General features: G+C 62.9%; 25 protein-coding genes. 10 read left to right on the forward strand and 15 right to left on the reverse strand.

Annotated elements, in window-relative coordinates; translation table 11 throughout:
* Positions 1–15: 15 nt before the first annotated feature.
* Genes MESCI2_RS0115530 through MESCI2_RS0115540 form a run of 3 tightly spaced genes read left to right on the forward strand, consistent with a single transcriptional unit; the run spans position 16 to position 1,561 of the window.
* Positions 16–441 carry an EVE domain-containing protein gene (locus tag MESCI2_RS0115530; RefSeq protein ID WP_027037395.1) on the forward strand — a complete coding sequence of 142 codons (426 nt, stop codon included), beginning with the start codon at positions 16–18 and terminating at the stop codon, positions 439–441.
* The gene (locus MESCI2_RS0115535) at positions 438–1,094 is read left to right on the forward strand and encodes a class I SAM-dependent methyltransferase (protein WP_027037396.1); all 657 of its coding nucleotides are present in this window, start codon (positions 438–440) and stop codon (positions 1,092–1,094) included. Before MESCI2_RS0115530 ends, MESCI2_RS0115535 begins: the two co-directional genes overlap by 4 nt.
* 50 nt (positions 1,095–1,144) lie before the next feature.
* Complete coding sequence (locus tag MESCI2_RS0115540) at positions 1,145–1,561, forward strand: DUF1761 domain-containing protein (RefSeq protein WP_027037397.1); 417 nt, start codon at positions 1,145–1,147, stop codon at positions 1,559–1,561.
* Between the two features lie 120 nt (positions 1,562–1,681).
* Here the strand turns inward: MESCI2_RS0115540 and gcvA are convergent, their stop codons facing one another.
* Complete coding sequence (gcvA, locus tag MESCI2_RS0115545) at positions 1,682–2,617, reverse strand: transcriptional regulator GcvA (protein WP_027037398.1); 936 nt, start codon at positions 2,615–2,617, stop codon at positions 1,682–1,684.
* 130 nt (positions 2,618–2,747) lie between these two features.
* Here gcvA and MESCI2_RS0115550 point away from each other — a divergent pair, with 130 nt between their 5' ends.
* The gene (locus MESCI2_RS0115550; protein WP_027037399.1) at positions 2,748–3,014 is read left to right on the forward strand and encodes a hypothetical protein; all 267 of its coding nucleotides are present in this window, start codon (positions 2,748–2,750) and stop codon (positions 3,012–3,014) included.
* Positions 3,015–3,117: 103 nt separating this feature from the next.
* On the opposite strand, the gene MESCI2_RS0115555 is transcribed toward MESCI2_RS0115550, so the two are convergent.
* Complete coding sequence (locus MESCI2_RS0115555; protein WP_197031556.1) at positions 3,118–3,654, reverse strand: L,D-transpeptidase family protein; 537 nt, start codon at positions 3,652–3,654, stop codon at positions 3,118–3,120.
* Between the two features lie 144 nt (positions 3,655–3,798).
* Between MESCI2_RS0115555 and MESCI2_RS0115560 the strand changes: the two genes are divergently transcribed.
* From MESCI2_RS0115560 to MESCI2_RS1000000136130, 4 genes are all read left to right on the forward strand, one after another.
* Positions 3,799–4,482 (forward strand): response regulator transcription factor, encoded by a 684-nt coding sequence (locus MESCI2_RS0115560; RefSeq protein ID WP_013528898.1) that lies wholly within the window; start codon positions 3,799–3,801, stop codon positions 4,480–4,482.
* Between the two features lie 120 nt (positions 4,483–4,602).
* Complete coding sequence (locus MESCI2_RS0115565; RefSeq protein WP_023811239.1) at positions 4,603–5,058, forward strand: cyclic nucleotide-binding domain-containing protein; 456 nt, start codon at positions 4,603–4,605, stop codon at positions 5,056–5,058.
* A gap of 157 nt (positions 5,059–5,215) precedes the next feature.
* Positions 5,216–6,298, forward strand: a complete 1,083-nt coding sequence (locus tag MESCI2_RS0115570; RefSeq protein WP_081738746.1) for a glycosyltransferase family 9 protein — start codon at positions 5,216–5,218, stop codon at positions 6,296–6,298.
* A 177-nt stretch (positions 6,299–6,475) separates the two neighbouring features.
* A complete protein-coding gene (locus MESCI2_RS1000000136130) occupies positions 6,476–7,150 on the forward strand; it encodes a hypothetical protein (protein WP_081738765.1) in 675 nt (224 codons plus the stop codon).
* A gap of 129 nt (positions 7,151–7,279) precedes the next feature.
* Here MESCI2_RS1000000136130 and MESCI2_RS0115580 read toward each other — a convergent pair whose 3' ends face one another.
* The 7 genes from MESCI2_RS0115580 to tesB all read right to left on the reverse strand — a co-directional run bounded on the left by MESCI2_RS0115580 (position 7,280) and on the right by tesB (position 15,432).
* A complete protein-coding gene (locus MESCI2_RS0115580) occupies positions 7,280–8,086 on the reverse strand; it encodes an exodeoxyribonuclease III (RefSeq protein WP_027037402.1) in 807 nt (268 codons plus the stop codon).
* Between the two features lie 167 nt (positions 8,087–8,253).
* Complete coding sequence (locus tag MESCI2_RS0115585) at positions 8,254–8,937, reverse strand: outer-membrane lipoprotein carrier protein LolA (RefSeq protein ID WP_027037403.1); 684 nt, start codon at positions 8,935–8,937, stop codon at positions 8,254–8,256.
* Between the two features lie 151 nt (positions 8,938–9,088).
* Positions 9,089–11,752, reverse strand: a complete 2,664-nt coding sequence (locus MESCI2_RS0115590; RefSeq protein ID WP_027037404.1) for a DNA translocase FtsK — start codon at positions 11,750–11,752, stop codon at positions 9,089–9,091.
* 260 nt (positions 11,753–12,012) lie between these two features.
* Positions 12,013–12,288, reverse strand: coding sequence for a hypothetical protein (locus tag MESCI2_RS0115595; RefSeq protein ID WP_027037405.1), 276 nt, complete (start codon positions 12,286–12,288; stop codon positions 12,013–12,015).
* A 325-nt stretch (positions 12,289–12,613) separates the two neighbouring features.
* Positions 12,614–13,969, reverse strand: a complete 1,356-nt coding sequence (locus MESCI2_RS0115600) for an ammonium transporter (RefSeq protein WP_081738747.1) — start codon at positions 13,967–13,969, stop codon at positions 12,614–12,616.
* Between the two features lie 31 nt (positions 13,970–14,000).
* Positions 14,001–14,339, reverse strand: a complete 339-nt coding sequence (locus MESCI2_RS0115605) for a P-II family nitrogen regulator (protein ID WP_013528889.1) — start codon at positions 14,337–14,339, stop codon at positions 14,001–14,003.
* Between the two features lie 217 nt (positions 14,340–14,556).
* On the reverse strand, positions 14,557–15,432 hold the full coding sequence (gene tesB, locus MESCI2_RS0115610; RefSeq protein WP_027037407.1) for an acyl-CoA thioesterase II: 876 nt from the start codon (positions 15,430–15,432) through the stop codon (positions 14,557–14,559).
* 98 nt (positions 15,433–15,530) lie between these two features.
* Between tesB and MESCI2_RS0115615 the strand changes: the two genes are divergently transcribed.
* Positions 15,531–16,808, forward strand: a complete 1,278-nt coding sequence (locus MESCI2_RS0115615) for a ubiquinone biosynthesis hydroxylase (RefSeq protein WP_027037408.1) — start codon at positions 15,531–15,533, stop codon at positions 16,806–16,808.
* 238 nt (positions 16,809–17,046) lie between these two features.
* Here the strand turns inward: MESCI2_RS0115615 and MESCI2_RS0115620 are convergent, their stop codons facing one another.
* The 3 genes from MESCI2_RS0115620 to MESCI2_RS0115630 form a co-directional block, all read right to left on the reverse strand.
* Positions 17,047–17,574, reverse strand: a complete 528-nt coding sequence (locus MESCI2_RS0115620; protein ID WP_027037409.1) for a hypothetical protein — start codon at positions 17,572–17,574, stop codon at positions 17,047–17,049.
* A gap of 140 nt (positions 17,575–17,714) precedes the next feature.
* A complete protein-coding gene (locus tag MESCI2_RS0115625) occupies positions 17,715–18,071 on the reverse strand; it encodes a YciI family protein (RefSeq protein WP_027037410.1) in 357 nt (118 codons plus the stop codon).
* Positions 18,068–18,289: a hypothetical protein gene (locus tag MESCI2_RS0115630; protein WP_027037411.1), complete on the reverse strand. Its 222-nt coding sequence runs from the start codon at positions 18,287–18,289 to the stop codon at positions 18,068–18,070. Before MESCI2_RS0115630 ends, MESCI2_RS0115625 begins: the two co-directional genes overlap by 4 nt.
* A gap of 219 nt (positions 18,290–18,508) precedes the next feature.
* On the opposite strand from MESCI2_RS0115630, the gene MESCI2_RS0115635 reads away from it, so the two are divergent.
* Positions 18,509–18,934: an OsmC family protein gene (locus MESCI2_RS0115635; RefSeq protein WP_013528883.1), complete on the forward strand. Its 426-nt coding sequence runs from the start codon at positions 18,509–18,511 to the stop codon at positions 18,932–18,934.
* A 56-nt stretch (positions 18,935–18,990) separates the two neighbouring features.
* On the opposite strand, the gene MESCI2_RS0115640 is transcribed toward MESCI2_RS0115635, so the two are convergent.
* The 3 genes from MESCI2_RS0115640 to sdhA form a co-directional block, all read right to left on the reverse strand.
* A complete protein-coding gene (locus MESCI2_RS0115640) occupies positions 18,991–19,620 on the reverse strand; it encodes a YceH family protein (RefSeq protein ID WP_027037412.1) in 630 nt (209 codons plus the stop codon).
* A 237-nt stretch (positions 19,621–19,857) separates the two neighbouring features.
* Positions 19,858–20,637 carry a succinate dehydrogenase iron-sulfur subunit gene (locus tag MESCI2_RS0115650; RefSeq protein WP_013528877.1) on the reverse strand — a complete coding sequence of 260 codons (780 nt, stop codon included), beginning with the start codon at positions 20,635–20,637 and terminating at the stop codon, positions 19,858–19,860.
* 9 nt (positions 20,638–20,646) lie between these two features.
* Positions 20,647–22,482, reverse strand: a complete 1,836-nt coding sequence (gene sdhA, locus MESCI2_RS0115655) for a succinate dehydrogenase flavoprotein subunit (RefSeq protein WP_027037413.1) — start codon at positions 22,480–22,482, stop codon at positions 20,647–20,649.

The following is a 22,482-nucleotide window of genomic DNA, read 5'->3' on the forward strand; positions in this document are numbered from 1 at the left end:
AAGGAGGAGAAAGACATGAACTACTGGCTGTTCAAATCCGAGCCATTCAAGTTCTCCTTCGAGATGCTGAAGGCCAAGGGCAAGGCCGGCACGCAATGGGACGGCGTGCGCAACTACGCCGCGCGCAACAACATGAAGGCGATGCAGATCGGCGATCTCGGCTTCTTCTACCATTCCAACGAAGGGCTGAACGTCGTCGGCATCGCTGAAGTCTGCGCGCTTGCCCATCCCGACACCACCTCGGACGATCCGCGCTGGGAATGCGTCGACATCCGCGCCGTAAGGGATGTGCCGAACCCGCCGACGCTGGAGCAGGTCAAGGCCAATCCGAAGCTTGCCGACATGGCGCTGGTGCGGCTGGGCCGGCTTTCCGTGCAGCCGGTGACGACGGCCGAGTGGAAGGAAGTCTGCCGCATGGGCGGCTTGACGCCGGCTCCGTGACGGCGCTGACGCCCAACAGCGCCAGGCAATTCATTCTTGACAACACGGCGCTGATGGCGCCGCCGCACGTGCCGGAGATCCTGCTTCATCTTGCCGACGAAGCGCATGATTTGTGGCAGCGGACCGAGGATGAGCTGGTCGAGATCGGCCTGCCGCCGCCTTTCTGGGCCTTTGCCTGGGCCGGCGGCCAGGGCCTTGCCCGCTATGTCCTGGACAATCCCGGCACGGTGCGGGGCAAGCGCGTGCTCGACTTCGCTTCCGGCTCCGGTCTTGTCGCCATCGCCGCCGCCAAGGCAGGTGCCGCCAAGGTGATCGCAACCGACATCGATCCGTTCTGTGCCACCGCGATCCGGCTCAACAGCGAGATCAACGGTGTCGGGACCGAATTCCTCGGCACGGATTGCATCGGCACCGATGCAGGTTGGGACGTGGTCCTGGCCGGTGATGTTTTCTACGACAAATCTTTCGCGGACCGGCTGATGCCATGGTTCGCAACGCTGAAGGCGCGCGGCGCCGAAATCCTCGTCGGCGATCCCGGACGGTCGTATCTGCCGAAGGCAGGGCTGGAGCCGCTTTCTGTGTATGAAGTGGCCGTCACGCGGGCGCTGGAGGATGCGCTGGTCAAGCGCACGACGGTCTGGCGGTTCGCTTGACGCGATCGCCGAACAGGCGTTCCATCACATCCAGATCAGAGGGGGAGCTCATGGATTTTTCAGCAGTGAACTGGCTGGCGGTGGTCGCCGCCGCGATCGTCGCATGGCTGTTCGGCGCCGCCTGGTACATGGGCCTGAGCAAGGCGTGGCTGAAGGCCGCCAAGCTCGATCCGGCGACGATGAAGAAATCGCCGCTGCCCTTTGTCATCAGCTTCATCGCCGAACTGGTCATGGCCACCATCATGGCCCTGGTCGTCGGCGCGATGACCGGCGGCGAGCCGACATGGATTGCCGGACTTGTCTTCGGCTTCGTGCTCTGGCTGGGTTTCGTCGCCACGACGCTCTCGGTCAACCATCGCTACGAGAATTTCGGCTGGGACCTGACCCTCATCGACGGCGGCCACTGGCTCGGCGTGCTGCTGATCATCGGCGCCGTGATCGGCTGGTTCGGCGCTGCGGCAAGCTGAATCAAGGGCAGTAGGGCAGTAAGGCAGTAGGGGAATAAGGGGCAGACGGCACCGACGCCTATCCCTACTGCCCTACTGCCCTACTGCCCTACTGCCCTACTGCCCTACTGCCCTACTGCCCTACTGCCCTTTATCCGTGGTCCGCGTCTTGGCGACTTCCTCGAGCATCCATTCGCGAAAGGCGACGATGCGCGGATCGTCGCCGGTATTTTCGGGATAGACCAGGAAATAGGCGAACTCGGGCGCCACCCGCAGGCCGAGTTCGAAAGGCTGCACCAGCCTGCCCTGGGAAAGGTCGTTCGCCACCATGGCAAAATCGGCGAGCGCAACGGCATTGCCGTCGAGCGCTGCCTGGACGGCATCCGTGGAATTTCCGAACACGACGGTCCGGCTGTCGTCGAAATCAGTGATGCCGGCCGCCGCCATCCACATCCGCCAGTTCGGCCACGTCACGCCTTGCCGCGACCATTCGATATGCGCAAGCGTGTGGTTGAAGAGGTCGCGCGGCTCGCGCAGCGGCGGACCGGACGTCAAGAGGCTCGGGCTGCACACCGGAATGAGGATGTTGTCGAACAGCCGGTGGGTGCGAAGACCCGGATATTTGCCGGCGCCAAAACGGATGCCGACATCGATGTCATCGAGTTCGAAATCCCGCACTTCATAGGCAATGTCGAATCGCAATTCGATGTCGGGGTGATGCTTGCGAAAATCGTCGACGCGTCGCATCAGCCATTTTGACGCGAACTGCGCGTCGAGGGTTACCTTCAAAAGGGCGGTGCCGCGCGTCAGCTTTTGCGCCCGCGAAACAGCCCGGCCCAGCAGGTCGAGCGCGTCGGCCGAGGCGTCGAACAGCACCGTCCCCGCCTCGGTGAGCCGGATGGTGCGGCTGGTGCGTGTGAACAGCACCAGCCCGAGCTGATCCTCGATTTCCTTGATCTGATGGCTGACGGCGGCCGGCGTCAAGCCGAGCTCGTCGGCGGCACGGGTGAAATTAAGGTGCCGGGCCGCTGCTTCCAGTGTCCTCAAGGCACGAGTCCCGGGCAGAAGACGAGCCATCCTATCCTCAAATAAAACTTGATGATCCAGAGAAAACTACTCGTTTCTCGTAGGGATTTCAATCTGGCATCATCCATCCATCGAAACATCATCAAGCCGGATTTGATATCCGGGGAGAACGGAGCACACCATGTCCATCATCGTTTTGAATTCGTCGACACCCCGTCCAAACTGGCTGGCCGAAACCCTCGACTGGCTGCGTCACGCCCGGGTCGCGATACGCCTCGCCCGCCGCGATAGTGACTACCAGAACGTCGAGGATCTCTCCGACCGCCAACTGCGCGATATCGGCGGCGAGCGCCGTGACGTCGCTCGCGCAATGGACAGAGAACTTGGCCGGCTGGGCCTGCTCGACATCGGCTGGCAGAAACCTGGTCGTAAGGGAATAGGGGAATAGGGGAATAGGGGAATAGGGGAATAGGGGAATAGAAAAATTAAGGGTGCGCCGAGCTTGTCCCTACTCCCCTACTCCCCTACTCCCCTACTCCCCTACTATCTTACTATCTTACCACCCTCACCACCGTCCGGTCCGACAGCAGCGGCAGCAGTCGCGCCATGGTTTGCGCCGTGACGGCCACACAGCCTTGCGTCGGCGTGAAGCCGGGGCGCGCCAGATGGAAGAAGATGGCGCTGCCGCGCCCGCGCCGGCGTGGCGCCAGGTTCCAGTCGAGCACCAGGCAGGCGTCATAGAGCCGGTCGTCGCGCCGCATGCGTTCGTGGCTGGCGCCATAGGGGATCTTGACCGGCCTGTTGTAATTGCGGTCGTCGGGCACTTCGCACCAGCCCAGATCAGGTCCGATCGGCGTCATCGCCAGACGGGTCTTGCGGCCACTGGAGAACTGGTCTCCCCGGAAATATCCTGACAGGATCCGCATCGAGGCCAGCGGCGTGGCGCCGTCGCCTTCGCGCTTGCCGGCCGAGATGCCTCCGCGCCCCAACGCACAGGCAAACACCGTTTTTCCGGCCTGCAGCAGGCCCTGGCTTGGATGCCCAGGCCTCGCCCGCACGGTCAGCACACGCAGCCCTTTTCGCAAAATTGCGCCGGCTGCATTGCGATCGTGTTTTTTCTTGTATGATCGTGCCACGGAACAAATCACTGTGAACGGCTGTTGCGCCGGTCAGCTTCCGCATAAACAGGCAGCGGTCAACTGAATTTTCTTTTCAAAACAACGGATTGATCCATGACTTCACGCACCATACTGATCGTCGACGACGATGACGACCTGCGCGGCACACTGGTCGAGCAATTATCCCTTTACGAGGAATTCGACGTGCTGCAGGAATCGACTGCGGCAAAAGGTGTCGCCGCAGCGCGCGGCGGCCTCATCGATCTGCTCATCATGGACGTCGGGCTGCCCGACATGGATGGCCGCGAAGCGGTGAAGATCCTGCGCAAGGGCGGCTACAAGGCGCCCATCATCATGCTGACCGGCCACGACACCGATTCGGATACGATTCTTGGCCTCGAGGCCGGCGCCAACGACTATGTGACGAAGCCGTTCCGCTTCGCCGTGCTGCTGGCACGCATTCGGGCGCAGTTGCGCCAGCATGAGCAGAGCGAGGACGCCACCTTCTCGGTCGGGCCCTATACTTTCAAGCCCAGCCAGAAACTGCTGCTCGACCCGCGCGGCGGCAAGGTGCGGCTGACGGAGAAGGAAGCCTCGATCATCAAATATCTCTATCGCGCCGACCAGAAGGTGGTGACGCGCGACGTGCTGCTCGAGGAGGTGTGGGGCTACAATTCCGGCGTCACCACGCACACGCTGGAAACCCATGTCTACCGGCTGCGCCAGAAGATCGAGCGCGATCCTTCCAATGCGGAAATTCTTGTGACAGAAAGCGGCGGCTACAAGCTGGTTCCTTAAACATTTCATTATCCAATGAGCGGTCGGGCGGGGCCGCTTTCGGGTACGATCCAGTTGGAGGGTGGTTTGGATCGAACTCGCAGAGGAGGAGTCGGACTGTCGGTTCGGGGACATAGCTAGATGGCGCTGGATGACGACATCCGCGTCCTGTCCGCCGTGAGGCTCTTCGAGGGCTTCACGCAGGAACAATTGCGCCTGCTCGCCTTTGGCGCCGAGAACACCAGGCTGATTGCCAACCACAAGCTTTACCGCGAGGACGACGAGGCCGATTCCGCCTATATCGTCGTCAGCGGGCGCATCGTGCTCTACCGGGAGCAGGGTGGTGAACGCATCCCGATTGGCACGGCAGGCCCCGGCACGATCCTGAGCGAACTGGCATTGATCGCCGACACCAACCGGTTGACCAGCGCCTCGGCCGAGATCGATTCGGAAGTGATGCGGCTCAGCCGCAAGATGTTCCGCCGCATCCTGGAGGAATATCCCGAGATCGCGGTCAAGCTCCACCAGCGCATCTCGGAGGAATTTCAGGCGATGATCCGCCGCATCGAGGAACTGGCGCCGCGCTTCTCCGGCTGAGGCAGCCCGCCTGCGAAGCTGCTGGCTTCGCCGCCGAAGGCAGCCCGGATCCAGGGGCAAGGCTCCGTTGACAGGCAAGAGGTGAAATCCTAAAGCACCTCGAAGGCGGCCGGCGCAGCAGGCGCCATCACCACCAGGCTCCTGGGGGGAGCTAGCCATGCCATCAGGGCAGTACGAGACGATTATCTTGTATTCCCGCAATGACGCGTTCGGCGACGGACTGATCCGGATTCCGGCTTTGCGCGCCGCCAGAACGGCATTCCCCGATAGTTTCATCGTCTACGGAACCACCCGGTCGTCGTCCCTTGAACATAGCCTCAATCGCCATGCCGGCCATTTGGTCGATGCGATCAATGTGCGGACGCCCCTGGCGCGCCTGATCGCCGGTCACCGCAAGGGCAAGGGGAGATTGGCCGTTGTCGATTTCCGCATCTCGGCGCGTTGGCTGCTTCAAGCCTCGGCATCACTGCTCGGCCGCGGCATCGCCTATGAAGCAAACTTTCCGGCTTTCGCCCTTTCCTGGCGCCTGGGCCAAAGACCTGAAGCACGACCCGAGCACAATGCCTGGCGCTACCACCGCCTCATCGAACGTCTTGCCGGCAAGCGGCTGCCTTTCGATCATCGGCTGGAGCCTGGCCCGGCCGCACGAGCGGCGGCCAGGAGCCTTGCGGACGGCAAGCATGCTCCGTTGATCCTTATCGCGGCGCACGGCAGCGCCAGCAAGCGCATGTCGGCGGATCAGGTTGCAGCGATCGCCGGCAGCCTGATCGCCGACGGGGCGAACCTTCTCTATGTGAAAACCCCCGGCGATGGTCCCGATATGGCTGAACTGGCTCAGCGCGTGCCGAAGCTGCGGCTTGTCGATTCCGCCGCGATCGAAGGTGTCGATATCGGTGACATCTTGCTGGCGCTCGGCGAGTTTGCCGATCTTTACATCGGCGCCGAAGGCGGTACCGCACATCTCATGGCAACCGTGATGACGCCGATGGTTATCCTCAATGGCGGCGCCAACATGGCCCGTTGGAGGCCGCTTTCGAACTGCGTGGACGTGATCGCGACCCGCCATGCCAGCCCGACCGGCCTGGTCGCCGATGTCCCGGCGCCGACAATAATCGAAGCGGCGCTACGGATGCTGTCGACACGCCGCCGGGACCATCCCCATCTGCCGGATCTCGCAGGCCCGTCAGCGCAGCAATTTCGCGACAACGACATGCATGACGACTTGAAGCGCGCCGTTTGAATTTGAATTCATCTGGTCGCGCTTCGAAGCGTGTCGGGATTCAGGTCGGCCATTTGCAGGCCGGCCTCACCTGAACACCGACGCCATGGTACAATGGCCGTCCACTGGCTTCGGCATAGGTCAGCACTCGTAATCTTTCGAATGGAGTTCCTCTCAGGCCTCAATGAGAATAGACAAATGCCAGAGAACAACGCGTCGCGCACCAAGCATGGCGGCGAATGGACGATAGCCTGGCGCTTGGTCATACTGGCGGCGACGGCGATTAACGTCGCGATGCTCTTGGCCGCGCTGTCCATCGCGCAAATTCGTGGTCTGGACGCCTGGATCTTTTATCGAGATCCATCTGCAGCCGCCGAAGTCGGCTTCTATACGGGGTGGATTTCGTCCCTGGGTGCTTCGCTATGGATCGGCGCCGGCGCCGCGACCCTGTTTGCTGGCCTGCTCACGCACCGATGGGATTGCACGTTTCTCGGCGGCCTTACCCTGCTCCTGGGCCTCGACGACCTGTTGTTGATCTATGAGGACGTGCTGCCCATTGTAGGGATACCAGAGATCGTTCCGATGATTGCCTACGCCGCCGCTGGGTTGTTCTGGTTCTTTCGGCTGCAACGAAAGACATTCGACGGCACGATCGTCTTTGTGGCCGCAGGCTTCCTGCTCGCGCTGTCGGCATCCATCGACCAGCTCGGAGATCTGTTTCCCACCCCTGGTTCTGCGGCCGCCATCGCCGAAGACGTCGTCAAAGAGCTTGGCATCTTCCTTTGGGCGGCAGGTGCCGTTGGGTACGCGGCGATGGTGACACGATTGGGCCGTCCGTGGGTGGATCCAGCCGGTCCCAACTCTACAGACTGACTGCCGCACACGGGCATTTTCGACCAGACTAGAGCATTCACCGTTTCACGGAAACGGCGAGCTGCTCTAACTCTTTGTTTTGACGCAATTCTAGACGGAAAACCGCTTCACACTTTTCCTAGAATTGCTCTAGTCCAGATCGAACCGCGCGATGACAGGCACATGGTCCGACGGGCGCTCCCAGCCGCGCGCCAGACGCAGGATCTCGTAGCCGGAAAAGCTGGGCACCAGGTTTGGCGACGACCAGACATGGTCGAGGCGGCGGCCGCGATTGGAGGCTTCCCAATCCTGCGCGCGATAGCTCCACCAGGTGTAGAGCTTCTGCTCATCCGGCACGTTGAGCCGCATCAGGTCGACCCAGTTGCCGGCGCGGCGCATCGCCTCGAAATTTTCCGTCTCGATCGGCGTGTGGCTGACCACGTTGAGCAATTGCTTGTGCGACCAGACATCATGTTCGAGCGGGGCGATGTTGAGGTCGCCGACCAGCACCGAGCCGGACACCTCGTCATGTTCTGCCCGGATGGCATTCATCTCGGCGACGAAGTCTAGCTTGTGCTTGAACTTCCTGTTGATGACGGGATCCGGTTCGTCGCCGCCCGCCGGGACGTAGAAATTGTGCAGCAGGATCGCCTTGCCGCCGGCCCGCACCCTCACCGAGAGGTGCCGGCTATCCTCGATTTCGCAAAAGCGTCGCTTTTCGACCAATTCGATCGGCCGCCGCGCCACGGTTGCTACGCCGTGGTAGCCCTTCTGGCCATGGAAGGCGATGTGCTCGTAGCCGAGCTTGCGGAAGGCCTTTTCGGGAAACAGTTCGTCGGGAACCTTGGTTTCCTGCAGGCACAGCACGTCGGGCGCATGCTCGACGAGCAGGCGCTCGACGATCGGCATGCGCAGGCGAACGGAATTGATGTTCCAGGTGGCGATGGAGAAGGGCATTGGCAATCCAGGACAGCGTGCGGCCGACCAGAACCGATGGGTTCCGGCGGGGAAGACGCCTTTTGACGGAGTCAGTCCGGGAAATTGCCAGCCGCGGGCCGCAAAGACAAGCCGGGCAACGCCCGACGAGGCGCGGCCCGGTGCTTTCCACAGCTATAACGACCGGGTTAGCGCGCCTTGTTGGTGTTGAGCTCGCGGTTCGCCGTGTAGTCGATGGCGAAAGTATCCGGCGCGAAGCTGACGCCTTCCTTGGTGTTGAAGATCATCACCGTCGTATCCTTGCCCTGCGCGTCGGTGATCGTCCACTGCCGCAAATCGAAGGTTTTCGGATCGAACATCATGGTGATCTTCGAATTGCCGAACACCGATTTGTCGGCGAGCTGGATGGTGGTGAGGTCATCCTCCTGCTTGACACTTTTGACGCGGTCGCCGGAGAGATCGATCCTGGTGTCGAGCAGCAGCTTCAGAGGCGTCTTCGACAACGGATAGAGATCGGACGTGTTGAGCTTCTTGTTCAGGATGACCACCGACTTGCCGTCTGAAATCACCCGGAAATTCGAAGAGCCGTCATAGTTGAAGCGGATCTTGCCCGGCCGTTCGAGGAAGAACTTGCCGCCGGTCTGCTCGCCCTTGGGGCCGAACTGCACGAATTCGCCGCTCATCGATTTGACCGACGAAAAATGGTCGGCGATCTTCTGTGCCGCAGCCGGCACAGCCGCCTGCGCCGAAGCCAGCACCTGGAAGCCGGGCACCGCGTTGAAGGCTGCCGCCCCCGCAACCGCCAGGCCGAGGCCCAGCAACTGACGCCGGGATGGAGCAAATGTGCTGAGCGCTGAAAGATCGTTTTTCATGTCGGTCACTCTCATCTGAGTCCTGAGTTGTTCTGTGCTTGGACCCCCAGTTAGGCTGAAATTTGGCGGGTCAGGCGTCCCTTGGTCGCTTTAACGCCTTGAAAGGTTCAAGGTTGCCGGACCGGGATCTCACAAGGGTCAGGCTTTCCAGTCAGAACTTGTCGTCTTCGGTCGGCACCAGGATCTCGCGCTTGCCGGCATGGTTGGCCGGGCCGACGATCCCTTCCTTCTCCATCTTCTCGATGATCGAGGCAGCGCGGTTATAGCCGATGCCCAGCCGGCGCTGGATATAGCTTGTCGAGGCCTTGCCGTCGCGCAGCACCACGGAGACCGCCTGATCGTAAGGATCGTCGGAATCCTCGAAATTGCTGTTGCCGCCACCGCCACCGGACCCACCCTTGCCCGACGGTTCGTCGTCGTCCTCGCCATCATCCTCGGTGATGGCGTCGAGATATTCGGGCACGCCCTGCAGCTTCAGATGTGCAACGATCTTCTCGACCTCTTCGTCGGCGACGAACGGGCCGTGCACGCGCTGGATACGGCCGCCGCCGGCCATGTAGAGCATATCACCCATGCCGAGCAGCTGCTCGGCGCCCTGCTCGCCCAGAATGGTGCGGCTGTCGATCTTGGACGTCACCTGGAAGGAGATGCGGGTCGGGAAATTGGCCTTGATGGTGCCGGTGATGACGTCGACCGACGGCCGCTGCGTCGCCATGATGACATGGATGCCGGCGGCGCGCGCCATCTGCGCCAGGCGTTGCACGGCACCTTCGATGTCCTTGCCGGCGACCATCATCAGGTCGGCCATCTCGTCGATGATGACGACGATATAGGGCATCGGCTCGAGATCGAGGTTCTCGGTCTCGTAGATCGCCTCGCCGGTCTGGCGGTCGAAGCCGGTCTGCACGGTGCGCGAGATCTTTTCGCCCTTCTTGTCCGCCTGGCTGACGCGGGCGTTGAAGCCGTCGATGTTGCGGACGCCGACCTTGGACATCTTGCGGTAGCGGTCCTCCATCTCGCGCACGGTCCATTTCAGCGCCACCACGGCCTTCTTCGGATCGGTGACGACGGGCGTGAGCAGATGCGGGATGCCGTCATAGACCGACAGTTCCAGCATTTTCGGATCGATCATGATCAGCCGGCAATCCTGTGGCGTCAGCCGGTAGAGCAGCGACAGGATCATGGTGTTGATGGCGACCGATTTGCCCGAGCCGGTGGTGCCGGCGACCAGCACGTGCGGCATCTTGGCGATGTCGACGATGACCGCCTCGCCATTGATGGTCTTGCCCAGCGCCAGCGCCAGCTTGGCCTTCGTCGTCTCGAAATCGCGGCTGGCGAGAATCTCGCGCAGATATACGGTCTCGCGCTTGGCGTTCGGCAGTTCGATGCCGATGGCGTTGCGGCCTGGCACCACCGCGACGCGGCAGGCGATGGCGCTCATCGAGCGGGCGATATCGTCGGACAGGCCGATGACGCGTGACGATTTGATGCCGGGGGCCGGCTCGAGCTCATAGAGCGTGACCACCGGACCCGGACGCACGGCGATGATCTCGCCCTTGACGCCGAAATCCTCCAGCACCCCTTCGAGCAGGCGCGCGTTCTGTTCCAGCGCGTCCTTGGACAGGCTGGCGTCGCGCACCACGTTCTTCGGCTCGGAGAGGAAGTGCAGCGACGGCATTTCGAACTTTTCCGAGCCGATCAGCGAGGTCTGCGCCTCGCGCTGCACGCGGGCGCCGGGCACGGGGCGCGCCGCAGGCGCCTCGACGCGGGTGGCTGCGTCGGAGCGGAACGGCTGCACCTTGGCGGTCGGCGCCGCGCGCCGCTGGATGGCGGGCTCGTCCTGCTCGAAATCCATGTCGTCGTCGGCTTCGAAGATATCGGCATCGTCGGGGTCGAGCGAGACGCTGCGGTCATTGACCATGGCTGCGAAGAATTCGGGTTCGACGCGGGCGCGGCCATCCTGGCTCATCCGCTGCTCGGCGAACTCGGCCGATTCGACCCGTTCGGCGGCGCGCCGCCAGGCGGTGGAGCGCTGCTCCATTTCCGGCTCGTACTCGTCCCGCTCCTGCCTGCGGCGCACGGCGCGGCGGTGCATCCACGCGCGCAGCGACAGCCACCAATGGGTGATGGCGCCAAGCGCCAGGATGCCCTCGTCGCCTTCGTCCTCATCATTGTCGAACAACAGGTCGTCCTCGCGCGCATCGGCAGCGGGCTCGTCCTCCATGACGGCGAAGCCGTTCTTGCGACCGATCAGCGCCGAGCCATGGGCGAAGAGCCACAGCGCGGGCGCCGACAGCAGGATGGCGATGATGCTGGCGATCAGCCCGGTCGGATAGCCGCCGATGACGACGCCGGGGATCTTCAGCACCATGTCGCCGAACACGCCGCCGAGGCCGGTGGGCAGCGGCCAGGTCTTGGGCGGCACGACGCAGCCGACCATCGCCGCGGCCAACAGCGCGAAGCCGAACCAGGACAGCCCGCGCTTGGGCAGCCTGTCGACGCCGCGCGCGGAAAACAGCAGGAATCCCCAGATGACCGTCGGAACCAGGGCGGCGACGGCGGCGAGGCCGAAGAACTGCATGGCGAGGTCGGAGAACACGGCACCCGCATAGCCCATGGCATTGGTGACGGTGTTGTTCGTCGCGTGGGAGAAACTCGGATCGGCGACATTCCAGGTGGCAAGGCTGGCAACGCCAAAGGCGGCCAGCGCGAACAGGCCGACGCCGACCAGCCGCCCGACCTGTCGCCGCGCGAACGCCTGGATGCCGTGCCCCGTATCGGTCAGCGCGAGCGGTGCTGAAGCCCCTGAACGCATGCTCTTCCCCGTCTGTCATGGTCTCGCCGGGTGCGTGGCGCACTCCTGCAGATTCGGGTCTCAGACTATCGGTGGGAAGGTTAAGGGCGCATTAACTATAAGAGGTTGAGACGCTCAAACCTCATTGCCGCCGGTTGAGCCGTATGAAGCAATGACGGACGATGGGCCGATGGAGCTTCCGTCGAACGAAACAATGGCGGGCTGCGGCCCGCCATTGGTCGTCCGGAACAGAGATCGGGCCTCGGCCCGATCGCGGTAAATCAGTTGGCGCCGCCGAGCGCCTGCACATTGGCGCAGAATTCCGCATGCGGCTTGCTCATCGCCGCATCCTGGCATTCCTTCTTCATCGCTTCCTGCTTTTCCATCGGCATGGCCATGAAAGCTGTCTTGAAATCCGCCATCGGCTTCATGGTTTTCATGCCGGAATCCGTGAAGAACGGCGCCATGTTGTCGGGCTCATCCAGAGCACCGGCAAATGCCATGCCGCCGATCATGGAAAGAGCAAGCGCTCCCAGACAGATGTTCTTGAGGTTCATGAGATGGTTTCCTTCCCTGTTGTTTGGCACGAGCGTCGGAACGACGATCGTCCCCAGGGTTCGGAACCAGAGCGGTCGTTGTTTCCTCAAAAAGCTTGATCACGCGAACGTGATTGCGTGAAGCCGGGCATTGCCGGAACGGCTTGCCAAAAAAAGAGGCCCGGATGCGATCCGGGCCTCAATGCGTGAACTCCTTTCGGGAGCGTCACGACGGGATTTTTTCAAAGCAATTCCGGGAGAACCGTGCAGCGTTTCCGTTCGGGATTGCGTGGAGATAAGGGGCCGGCGGGAGGAGGGTTCCGCCGGCCCCGAGGCTAAGCTGGCCTTATGGCACCACTTCGCCATGCTGGGAGATGTCGAGGCCTTCGACCTCTTCCTGGGTCGTCGGACGCAGGCCGACCAGCGCCTTGACGATGTAGAGGAGCACGAAGGTGGCAATGCCCGTCCACACGATGGTGACGGCAACGCCGTAGATCTGCTTGCCGAGCGAAGCACCTGCGCCGAGGCTGTTGATCGCCGGGTCGGCGAGCACGCCGGTGAGCAGAGCGCCGATCACACCGCCGACGCCATGCACGCCGAAGGCATCGAGCGAGTCGTCATAGCCGAACATGTGCTTGACCTTGACCGCCGAGAGGTAGCAGACGACGCCCGCCACGATGCCGACGATGAAGGCACCGGTCGGGTTGACGAAGCCGGAAGCCGGCGTCACGGCGACCAGGCCGGCAACCGCACCCGAGATGATGCCGAGCACGGAAGGCTTCTTGGCGACGATCCATTCGGCGAACATCCAGGCCAGTGCCGCCGCGGCGGTGGCAACCTGGGTGTTGAGCATGGCGGCGCCAGCAAGACCGTCGGCTGCCAGTTCCGAACCGGCGTTGAAGCCGAACCAGCCAACCCACAGCAGCGAAGCGCCGATCACCGAATAGACCAGGTTATGCGGCGCCATGTTGGTGGTGCCGTAGCCTTCGCGCTTGCCGAGAACCACCGCACAGACCAGACCGGCGACACCGGCGTTGATGTGAACGACCGTACCGCCGGCAAAGTCGAGCACGCCCGCCGATCCGAGGAAGCCGCCACCCCAGACCCAATGCGCGATCGGCACGTAGACGACCAGCAGCCACAATGCCGTGAAGATCAGCAGCGCCGAGAACTTCATGCGTTCGGCGAAGGCGCCGGCAATGAGCGCCGGGGTGATGATGGCGAACGTCATCTGGAACATCGAGAACACGAATTCAGGAATGTTGGCGACGCCCGGCAGCCACAGCGAGGCCGTGGTGATGCCGTGATGGAAGAACTTGGAGGTGCCGCCGAGATAGCTGTTCATGCCGCCGCCATCGGAGAAGGCCAGCGAATAGCCGAACATAAACCACAGCACCGTCACCAGACAGGTGATGGCGAAGCTCTGCATAACGGTGGCAAGCACGTTCTTCTTGCGCACCATGCCGCCGTAGAACAGCGCCAGGCCCGGAATGGTCATCATCAGCACCAGCGCCGTCGAGGTCAGCATCCAGGCGGTGTTGCCGGTGTCGAGCACCGGGGTCGGGGCAGCAGCCGGCGCCGCAGCGGCCGCGGCAGGAGCCGCTTCCTGCGCGAAGGCGGCGACCGTGCCCAATGCTGCGAGAGTAAGCGTACCCAAAAGGGCGGCTCGTCCCGTCGTCTTCAAGGTGGAAGGAATATTCATTGAACTCTCCATTGGAATACGTGATCGCCGCTCAGAGCGCGTCGGTGTCTGTTTCGCCGGTGCGGATGCGCACCGCCTGATCGATGCCGAAAACGAAGATCTTGCCGTCGCCGATCTGGCCGGTCTTGGCGGCTGCGGTGATGGCTTCGACGGCCTTGTCGACCATGTCGGCACTGACCGCGACTTCGATCTTGATCTTCGGCAGGAAGCTGACCGCGTATTCCGCCCCGCGATAGATCTCCGTATGCCCTTTCTGACGCCCGTAGCCTTTGACTTCGGTGACGGTCAGGCCCTGGATGCCGACGGCGGTAAGCGCTTCGCGTACCTCGTCGAGCTTGAACGGCTTGATGATTGCCATCACGATTTTCATAAGGTTTCACCCTTTGCTGTTGCGGTCCCCCGCGTTTGCACACCTTCACCGATCCCAAAGAGCCGGAGAGTGCCCACAAGGATTCAAGCTCCGTGCCAAGTGCCGAAGCAGGGCATTAACCCGTTGTAAATAAAGGGATTTGGAAGCGCACCAACGCAACCTGTTCATAGCTGCGGCGATGCATCTGCTTAAAAATTAGGCAAATTTTGAAAAATGCCTACTCTGCAGGCGATCGCTTGAGCCGGATCAGCCCTTCCTGCGCAACCGAGGCAATCAGCGTGCCGTCGCGGGCAAACAGCGACCCGCGCGTAAAGCCGCGCGAGCCCTGTGTCGACGGGCTGTCCTGCGTGTAGAGCATCCAGTCGTCGAGCGCATGACTGCGATGGAACCACATGGCGTGGTCGAGGCTCGCCGCCTGGATATCGCGGTCGAAAATGGCGCGGCCATGCGCGAAGGTCGATGTGTCGAGCAGCGTCATGTCGGAAAGATAGGCGAGCACCGCCGCCTGGATGGCGCGGTCCGCCGGTACCGGACCGGTGGTGCGGATCCAGATGTTCTGCTTTGGCTCCAGTTTTTCGCGGCTGGTGTAATGCTTGAGCATCACCGGCTTCATTTCGATCGGCCGGTCCCGCTCCCAGTAGCGTTTGATGCCATCGGGCACCGCCTCGCCGAACTTGCCCAGCAATTCGCGTTGCGACAGCAATGTGTCCGGCGCCGGAACGTCCTGCGGCATCGGCACCTGGTGCTCCAGGCCGACCTCATCCTGCTGGAACGAAGCTTCGAGCGAAAAGATCGCCTGGCCGTGCTGGACCGCCACCACGCGCCGCGTGGTGAAGGAGCCGCCGTCGCGAATACGGTCGACCTCGTAGACGATCGGCACCTTGGTGTCGCCGGGCCGCATGAAATAGCCGTGCAGCGAATGCACGTACCGATCGCGATCCACTGTCCGCTGCGCCGCCACCAGCGCCTGGGCGATGGTCTGGCCGCCGAACACGCGCTGCCAGTCGAGCAGCGGGCTGCGACCACGATACAGATTGTGTTCCAGCTTCTCGAGGTCGAGAATGCCGAGAAGCTCGTCCATGGCTGCCGTCATATTTCGCGCCCTCGCCGCAGAAGTGTTATGGCGGTTTCCGACAGGACGGACAGGCAGTCAAGGGCGCAAGACCCGGCCGGCGCGCAGGAGCGAAGATGATGGAACGCAAGGCGGACACAAAGACCGGGGCAAATGTGAAAACAAGATCTGGGCTCGATGTCCTGGTCGCCGGCGCCGGCTATGTCGGCCTGGCCGCCGCCGTATCGCTGAAGCAGGCGCGACCGGGTCTCGCCATCGCTCTCGTCGATGCCGCACCTGCCGGCGCCTGGCAAAGGGATGGCCGCGCCTCGGCCATTGCCGCCGCCGCCTGCCGCATGCTTGACCAGCTCGGTGTGTGGGCCGAGATCGCACCGCAAGCGCAGGCGATCACCGAGATGATCATCACCGATTCGCGCACCGCCGATCCGGTGCGTCCGGTCTTCCTGACCTTCGACGGCGAAGTGGCGCCGGGCGAGCCTTTTGCGCATATGGTCGCCAACAGGGTGCTGAACGGCGCCTTGCGGGCCAGCGCCGAAAAGCTCGGCATCGACATCATCGAAGGCGTCGCCGTGCAGGGTTTCGAACCCAACGGCAGTGGTATCACCGTGCATCTTGCCGACGGCGCGACGCTGAAGGCCCGGCTGCTGGTCGCCGCCGACGGCGTCAACTCGAAGCTGCGCGACATGGCCGGCATCAAGACGGTGAAGTGGGAATATGGCCAGTCCGGCATCGTCTGCACCGTGGCCCATGAACGCCCGCATAACGGTCGCGCCGAAGAGCATTTCCTGCCGGCCGGCCCCTTCGCCACATTGCCGCTCAAGCCCGGTGAGGACGGCACCAACCGCTCGTCGATCGTCTGGGTCGAGCGCTCGCCCGATGCCGAAAGGCTGGTGGCCGGTGACGATCTCCTCTTCGAACACGAACTCGAGCAGCGTTTTGGCCTGAAGCTTGGCGAGATCCGCGTTGCCGACAAGCCGCGCGCCTGGCCGCTCGGCTTGACCATTGCGCGTGCCTTCGTCGCACCCCGCATCGCGCTCGCCGGCGATGCCGCCCACGGCATCCACCCGATCGCCGGCCAGGGCCTCAATCTCGGTTTCAAGGATGTTGCCGCGCTTGCCGAGGTGATCGTCGAGGCCGACCGGCTCGGCCAGGACATCGGCGCGCTCGACGTCCTCGAACGCTACCAGCAGTGGCGCCGCTTCGACACGGTGCAGATGGGCATCACCACGGACGCGCTGAACCGGCTGTTTTCCAACGATATCGGCCCGCTGCGAACCGTCCGCGACATCGGCCTCGGCCTCGTCGAACGCATGCCGCGCCTGAAGGATTTTTTTATCCGGCAGGCGTCGGGACTGTCCGCCAGCACGCCGCGATTGTTGAAGGGCGAGGCGATCTGAGCGGGTCACAGCATCCCCAACGTCGTCATCCTTGGGCGTAGCGACGCGAAGCGGAGCGAAGACCCAAGGATCCATGCCGCGACCTCGCCTAAGAATGCAGCGGAGAAGAATTCTGCACCGGGGTGACGCGTTTGAGTCGCGGCATGGATCCCGGGGTCTGCGCCGCGTCGCTTCGCTCCTTGCTCGGCCCCAGATGACGAAAGCGATGGGCGTTTTCGCCAATCGCCAAAGTATGCGATCAGTTGACCTCAAAACCCAGCTTTTGCCGCAGCCGCAATATCCTCTGGTCGGATATTTCCAGGCTTTTCTCGCCGCCTTGGGCAACGCGGTTGACCATCTGCAGCAGATCGTTTCGCTCGGCGACATCCAGACGTTCGCGCAGGAACGGCGCCAGTCTGTCGATGACAATGGTGGTGTCGTCGACTTGCGCCGCCGCCCATTTGGCATAGATCACCGCCTCGTCGGTCTTCTTCTTGTCGGCGATCTCGGAAATCACCGAACGGATGACAGCCTCGCGCTGCGGCAGGATGGGCCCATCCTCGGATACGATTGATGTGATCAGCGTAGCCGCCGCTACGACCGGATCATCGATCGCCGTCAGCGGCGACAGCGCCGCCTGCTTGCGCAGCTTCTTGCGACGAATATTGCCCTGCACGCGCCCGACGACGTCCGCAACCTCGCGAGCCGCGTCGTTCATCGCCTTCATCCGGTACCACCAGAACGCCGCCGCGCCCATCACGCCAAGGATAGCAATCAGGAAAGGCATGTCGAAATCCCCAAGAACCCCGGCGACGATAGGAGAACTCTCGCCTTGCTTCAACACGCAAAAGTTGCGCACGAAATGAACCAGGACGATCGTTCAGTCGAACGCCTTGGTTTCCACGTGGCTGTAGCACGTGGCGGAGGCTATGACCCCGGCACATCGTAGATCGCCCGCACCTCGATGGTGCCTATTTCGGCCAGCGGGATCTCGCCGGCGACCTCCAGCGCCTGGTCGAGATTGTCGGCCTCGATCATGACGAAGCCGAGCAACTGCTCCTTGGTTTCGGCGAACGGGCCGTCGGTGATCAGTCGCTTGCCCTGGCGTCGCCGCACCGTCTTCGACGTCTTCACCGATTGCAGCGCCTGCGCGACGATCAGCATCCCACGCTGATCCAATGACCGGTCATGAGCCATCGAATCGGCATCGAGCTTGGCCAGACGCTCCGGCGTCATGGCATGGAGCTCGTTTTCCTCGCCATAGACCAGACAGACATATTTCATTTCCATCTCCCTTGCTGTGACGAACCATAGGCGATCACGGTATCGGTTGAGTCCTTGCCGGCAGCGACATGGTCGAGAAGGCTGACCGCAATGCCGATGATGGCAATTGCCGCAAGCAACCGGCCGAAGCCGGAGGGCGGCACCTGCAGCGGGTCGCTTTCCCCGAGATCAGCCCTTCGGCCGGTGCTTGTCCAATGGGCAGAAAACAGATTGTTCATGCGAACCTCCATCGGCCACGAGAATCCGTGGCCGCCCGCAGGACGGTCGGGGCCGATGCAAGTCGACATTTTTGCACGCACATTCTTTAAAAAGATTCGATGAGACCCGCCGTCGACGCATGCGCGCGCAAAACAGCGCGGTGGCCTTCCCTCGCGCCCGCGCTATAGTTGGGAGGAACGCCGCTTGGCCGGCGCCACCGCTGCAATAAGGAGAAATTCATGGATCGCACCGCAAACGCCGTCTGGAAAGGCAATCTGAAAGAGGGTACGGGCACGCTCGACACCCAGAGCGGAACCCTGAAGGGCACGCCCTATTCGTTCAAGGCGCGCTTCGAGGACGAGAGCGGCAAATCCGGCACCAACCCTGAAGAACTGATCGCCGCCGCGCACGCCGGCTGCTTTGCCATGCAGTTCTCGCATTTCCTGGCCGAGAACGGCACGCCTGCCACCGAACTCGACGCCAAGGCCGTGGTGACGCTGGTTCCCGGCACGGGGATCACCGGCAGCGCCCTCACCGTGGTCGGCAAGGTGCCGGGCATCGATGCGGCGAAATTCAAGGAATTGGCGGAAAAGGCCAAGGCCGGATGCCCGGTCTCGAAGGCGCTCGGCGCCATAAACGTGTCGCTGGACGCCAAGCTCGGCTGAGAACGCTGCATCCGGTGTGAAGACCCGGCGCGAACGCTCAGGCGCGCGCCGGGGACCTATGCTCCCAGCGCGTCCAGCCGGGCGCGCAGTGTGGCGACTTCCTGCTCCAACGCCTCCAACCGCGCCTCCAGGTCGGAAGCAGGCAGGATCGATGCACTTCGCTGCGCTGAAAGGACGGTAACGTCCACCGGGCCACTCAGCAGATGCACGTAGCGGTCCTCGCGCTGGCCCGGTCCGCGCGGGATTTCCTGGATGAGTGGCGGCCGACGGCCGATCAGCATGTCGAGCTCGGCGCGCAGATCTTCGATCGACGAGAACCGCGCCATGCGCTCGGTGCGCGCCGACAATTCATGGACCGTCTGCGGCCCGCGCAGCAACAGCAGGCCGATCAAAGCGGTCTGCGGCGTGGTCAGCGAGAAGCGCTGCGCCATCTGGTGCTCGTAGCGCTCGACACGCGAGCCGAACATCTGCCGCACCAGTCCCTTTTGTTCGAGCAGCTTCAGCCCCCGGTGCACCTCGGTCTGCTCCAGCGCCATCACCGGCTCGCGCGCCGTCTTCTGGTTGGCGGCGGCCAGTGCCGCGTTGAGCGTCAGCGGATAGACATCCGGCGTCAGCTCCTTCTTCTCGATCAGGCAGCCGAGAATGCGGGCTTCGATGGGGGAAAGGATGGGAAGGTCATCGCTCATTGGACTAAAATCCTTTCTGAGGCCGGCGGGACAGCGCCCCTCTCTGTCCTGCCGGACATCTCCCCCACGTGGGGGGAGATCGGCAGCTTCGCCGACAGCGCGTCGTCCTTCAACCCTAAGAGATTGGCGAAAGCCGCAATGACAGCCAATCTCCCCACCCGTGGGGGAGATGTCCGGCAGGACAGAGGGGGGCGCTACGGATCGCTACATCCGAGGTTTGCAGCAAATCCGCTCCGCCTAAACCCTTCTCTCCACCATCATCTTCTTGATCTCGGCGATCGCCTTGGCCGGGTTGAGGCCTTTGGGGCAGGTCTGCGCGCAGTTCATGATGGTGTGGCAGCGATAGAGCCGGAACGGGTCTTCGAGGTTGTCGAGCCGCTCACCGGTGGCCTCGTCGCGGCTATCGATCAGCCAGCGATAGGCCTGCAGAAGCGTTGCCGGGCCGAGATAGCGGTCGCCGTTCCACCAGTAGCTCGGGCACGAGGTCGAGCAGCAGGCGCACAAAATGCACTCGTAGAGCCCGTCGAGCTTCTCGCGGTCCTCATGGCTTTGCAGCCACTCCTTGGCCGGCTCCGGCGATACCGTCTTCAGCCAGGGCTGGATCGAGGCGTGCTGGGCGTAGAAGTTGGTGAGATCGGGCACCAGGTCTTTGACCACCTGCATATGCGGCAGCGGGTAGACTTTTACCGCGCCGGAAATGTCGTCGCAGCCCTTGGTGCAGGCGAGCGTGTTGGAACCGTCGATGTTCATGGCGCAGGAGCCGCAAATGCCTTCGCGGCAGGAACGCCGCAAGGTCAGCGTCGGGTCGATCTTGTTCTTGATCCACAGCAGCGCGTCGAGCACCATTGGACCGCAATCGTCCATGTCGACGAAATAGGTGTCGATGCGCGGGTTCTCGTCATCGTCCGGCGACCAGCGGTAGATGCGGTATTCCCGCAGATTGGTGGCGCCCTCCGGCTTCGGCCAGGTCTTCCCCGGCTTGATCTGCGAATTCTTGGGGAGCGTGAGTTCAACCATGTTCGATCCTCAATACACTCTGGCCTTGGGCGCGATCTTGGCGAGGCTGATGCCGCCGTCCTTTTCAGCCAGCTGCGGCTCGGTGTGCACCGGCCGGTAGGAGAGTGCCACCTTGCCGTCTTCGCTCAGCCTGGCCAACGTATGCTTGCGCCAGACCGCGTCGTCGCGCGCCGAAAAGTCCTCGCGTGCGTGCGCGCCACGGCTCTCCTTGCGCGCCTCGGCGCTGTAGACCGTGGTAATGGCATTGGCCATCAGGTTTTCCAGCTCCAGCGTCTCGACCAGATCGGAATTCCAGATCATCGAGCGGTCGGACACTTTGATGTCCTTCAACTCGCCCCAGATCTGCGAAATGCGCTTGCAGCCGTTTTCGAGGGACTCCTGCGTGCGGAATACGGCCGCGTCTTCCTGCATCGCCTTCTGCATCTTTTCACGCAAGCTGGCCGTCGGCGTCGAGCCATTGGCGTGGCGCAGCCGGTCGAAGCGGTCCATGATCTTTTCGACCGAAGCTTCGTTGGGCGAAGGGATCGCCGACTTGCGGTCGATGACCTGGCCGGCGCGGATCGCGGCCGCGCGGCCGAACACCACAAGATCGATCAGCGAATTCGAACCGAGCCGATTGGCACCATGCACTGAGGCGCAGCCGGCTTCGCCGACAGCCATCAATCCGGGCGACACCTGGTCGGGATTGAGCGCCGTCGGATTGAGCACCTCGCCCCAGTAATTGGTCGGCACGCCGCCCATATTGTAGTGGACCGTGGGCAGAACCGGGATCGGCTCCTTGGTCAGGTCGACGCCGGCAAAGATCTTGGCCGATTCCGAAATGCCCGGCAGGCGCTCATGCAGGACGGCGGGATCGAGATGGTCGAGATGCAGGAAGATGTGGTCCTTGTTCTTGCCGACGCCGCGGCCCTCGCGGATTTCCAGCGTCATGCAGCGCGAGACGACGTCGCGCGAGGCAAGGTCCTTGGCTGACGGCGCATAGCGCTCCATGAAGCGCTCGCCCTCGGAATTGACGAGATAGCCGCCCTCGCCGCGCGCGCCTTCGGTGATCAGGCAGCCGGCGCCATAGATGCCGGTCGGGTGGAATTGCACGAACTCCATGTCCTGCAGCGGGAAGCCGGCGCGTGCAGCCATGCCGCCGCCGTCGCCGGTGCAGGTGTGCGCCGAGGTGGCCGAGAAATAGGTGCGGCCATAGCCGCCGGTCGCCAGCACCACCATCTTGGCCGAGAAGCGGTGGATGGTGCCGTCATCCAGGTTCCAGGCGACGACACCGGTGCAGGTGCCGTCCGGCTCCATGATCAGGTCGAGCGCGAAATACTCGATGAAGAACTGCGCGTTGTTTTTCAGCGACTGGCCGTAGAGCGTGTGCAGGATGGCGTGGCCGGTGCGGTCGGCGGCGGCACAGGTGCGCTGCACCGGCGGGCCTTCGCCATAGTTCATCATGTGGCCGCCGAACGGCCGCTGGTAGATCTTGCCCTCTTCGGTGCGCGAAAACGGCACGCCGTAATGTTCGAGCTCGTAGACCGCGGCCGGCGCTTCGCGCACCAGATATTCCATGGCGTCGACATCGCCCAGCCAGTCCGAGCCCTTGACGGTGTCGTACATGTGCCATTGCCAGGAATCGGGACCCATGTTGGACAGAGAGGCGGCAATGCCGCCTTGCGCCGCCACCGTGTGCGAGCGGGTCGGGAACACCTTGCTGATGCAGGCGGTGCGCAGGCCCTGTTCGGCCATGCCGAGCGTGGCGCGCAGGCCGGCGCCGCCGGCGCCAACAACCACCACGTCGAACTTGTGGTCGACAAAGGTATAGCCTGCCGTGTTGGCTTGTTTCGCGTCCTTGGCCAA

The organism is Mesorhizobium ciceri WSM4083, from assembly GCF_000519305.1.
Lineage (GTDB): Bacteria > Pseudomonadota > Alphaproteobacteria > Rhizobiales > Rhizobiaceae > Mesorhizobium > Mesorhizobium ciceri_B.

Bases quoted from the DNA above. Each gene is read 5' to 3' on its own strand.
- MESCI2_RS0115580 (WP_027037402.1), bottom strand. From the start codon at position 8,086: ATGCCCTTCTCCATCGCCACCTGGAACATCAATTCCGTTCGCCTGCGC.
- MESCI2_RS0115615 (WP_027037408.1), top strand. From the start codon at position 15,531: ATGGAACGCAAGGCGGACACAAAGACCGGGGCAAATGTGAAAACAAGA.
- gcvA (WP_027037398.1), bottom strand. From the start codon at position 2,617: ATGGCTCGTCTTCTGCCCGGGACTCGTGCCTTGAGGACACTGGAAGCA.
- MESCI2_RS0115650 (WP_013528877.1), bottom strand. From the start codon at position 20,637: ATGGTTGAACTCACGCTCCCCAAGAATTCGCAGATCAAGCCGGGGAAG.
- MESCI2_RS0115590 (WP_027037404.1), bottom strand. From the start codon at position 11,752: ATGCGTTCAGGGGCTTCAGCACCGCTCGCGCTGACCGATACGGGGCAC.
- MESCI2_RS0115605 (WP_013528889.1), bottom strand. From the start codon at position 14,339: ATGAAAATCGTGATGGCAATCATCAAGCCGTTCAAGCTCGACGAGGTA.
- MESCI2_RS0115560 (WP_013528898.1), top strand. From the start codon at position 3,799: ATGACTTCACGCACCATACTGATCGTCGACGACGATGACGACCTGCGC.
- MESCI2_RS0115550 (WP_027037399.1), top strand. From the start codon at position 2,748: ATGTCCATCATCGTTTTGAATTCGTCGACACCCCGTCCAAACTGGCTG.
- MESCI2_RS0115640 (WP_027037412.1), bottom strand. From the start codon at position 19,620: ATGAGCGATGACCTTCCCATCCTTTCCCCCATCGAAGCCCGCATTCTC.
- MESCI2_RS1000000136130 (WP_081738765.1), top strand. From the start codon at position 6,476: ATGCCAGAGAACAACGCGTCGCGCACCAAGCATGGCGGCGAATGGACG.
- MESCI2_RS0115635 (WP_013528883.1), top strand. From the start codon at position 18,509: ATGGATCGCACCGCAAACGCCGTCTGGAAAGGCAATCTGAAAGAGGGT.
- MESCI2_RS0115530 (WP_027037395.1), top strand. From the start codon at position 16: ATGAACTACTGGCTGTTCAAATCCGAGCCATTCAAGTTCTCCTTCGAG.
- MESCI2_RS0115540 (WP_027037397.1), top strand. From the start codon at position 1,145: ATGGATTTTTCAGCAGTGAACTGGCTGGCGGTGGTCGCCGCCGCGATC.
- MESCI2_RS0115600 (WP_081738747.1), bottom strand. From the start codon at position 13,969: ATGAATATTCCTTCCACCTTGAAGACGACGGGACGAGCCGCCCTTTTG.
- MESCI2_RS0115570 (WP_081738746.1), top strand. From the start codon at position 5,216: ATGCCATCAGGGCAGTACGAGACGATTATCTTGTATTCCCGCAATGAC.
- MESCI2_RS0115630 (WP_027037411.1), bottom strand. From the start codon at position 18,289: ATGAACAATCTGTTTTCTGCCCATTGGACAAGCACCGGCCGAAGGGCT.
- MESCI2_RS0115585 (WP_027037403.1), bottom strand. From the start codon at position 8,937: ATGAAAAACGATCTTTCAGCGCTCAGCACATTTGCTCCATCCCGGCGT.
- tesB (WP_027037407.1), bottom strand. From the start codon at position 15,432: ATGACGGCAGCCATGGACGAGCTTCTCGGCATTCTCGACCTCGAGAAG.
- MESCI2_RS0115595 (WP_027037405.1), bottom strand. From the start codon at position 12,288: ATGAACCTCAAGAACATCTGTCTGGGAGCGCTTGCTCTTTCCATGATC.
- MESCI2_RS0115565 (WP_023811239.1), top strand. From the start codon at position 4,603: ATGGCGCTGGATGACGACATCCGCGTCCTGTCCGCCGTGAGGCTCTTC.
- MESCI2_RS0115620 (WP_027037409.1), bottom strand. From the start codon at position 17,574: ATGCCTTTCCTGATTGCTATCCTTGGCGTGATGGGCGCGGCGGCGTTC.
- MESCI2_RS0115625 (WP_027037410.1), bottom strand. From the start codon at position 18,071: ATGAAATATGTCTGTCTGGTCTATGGCGAGGAAAACGAGCTCCATGCC.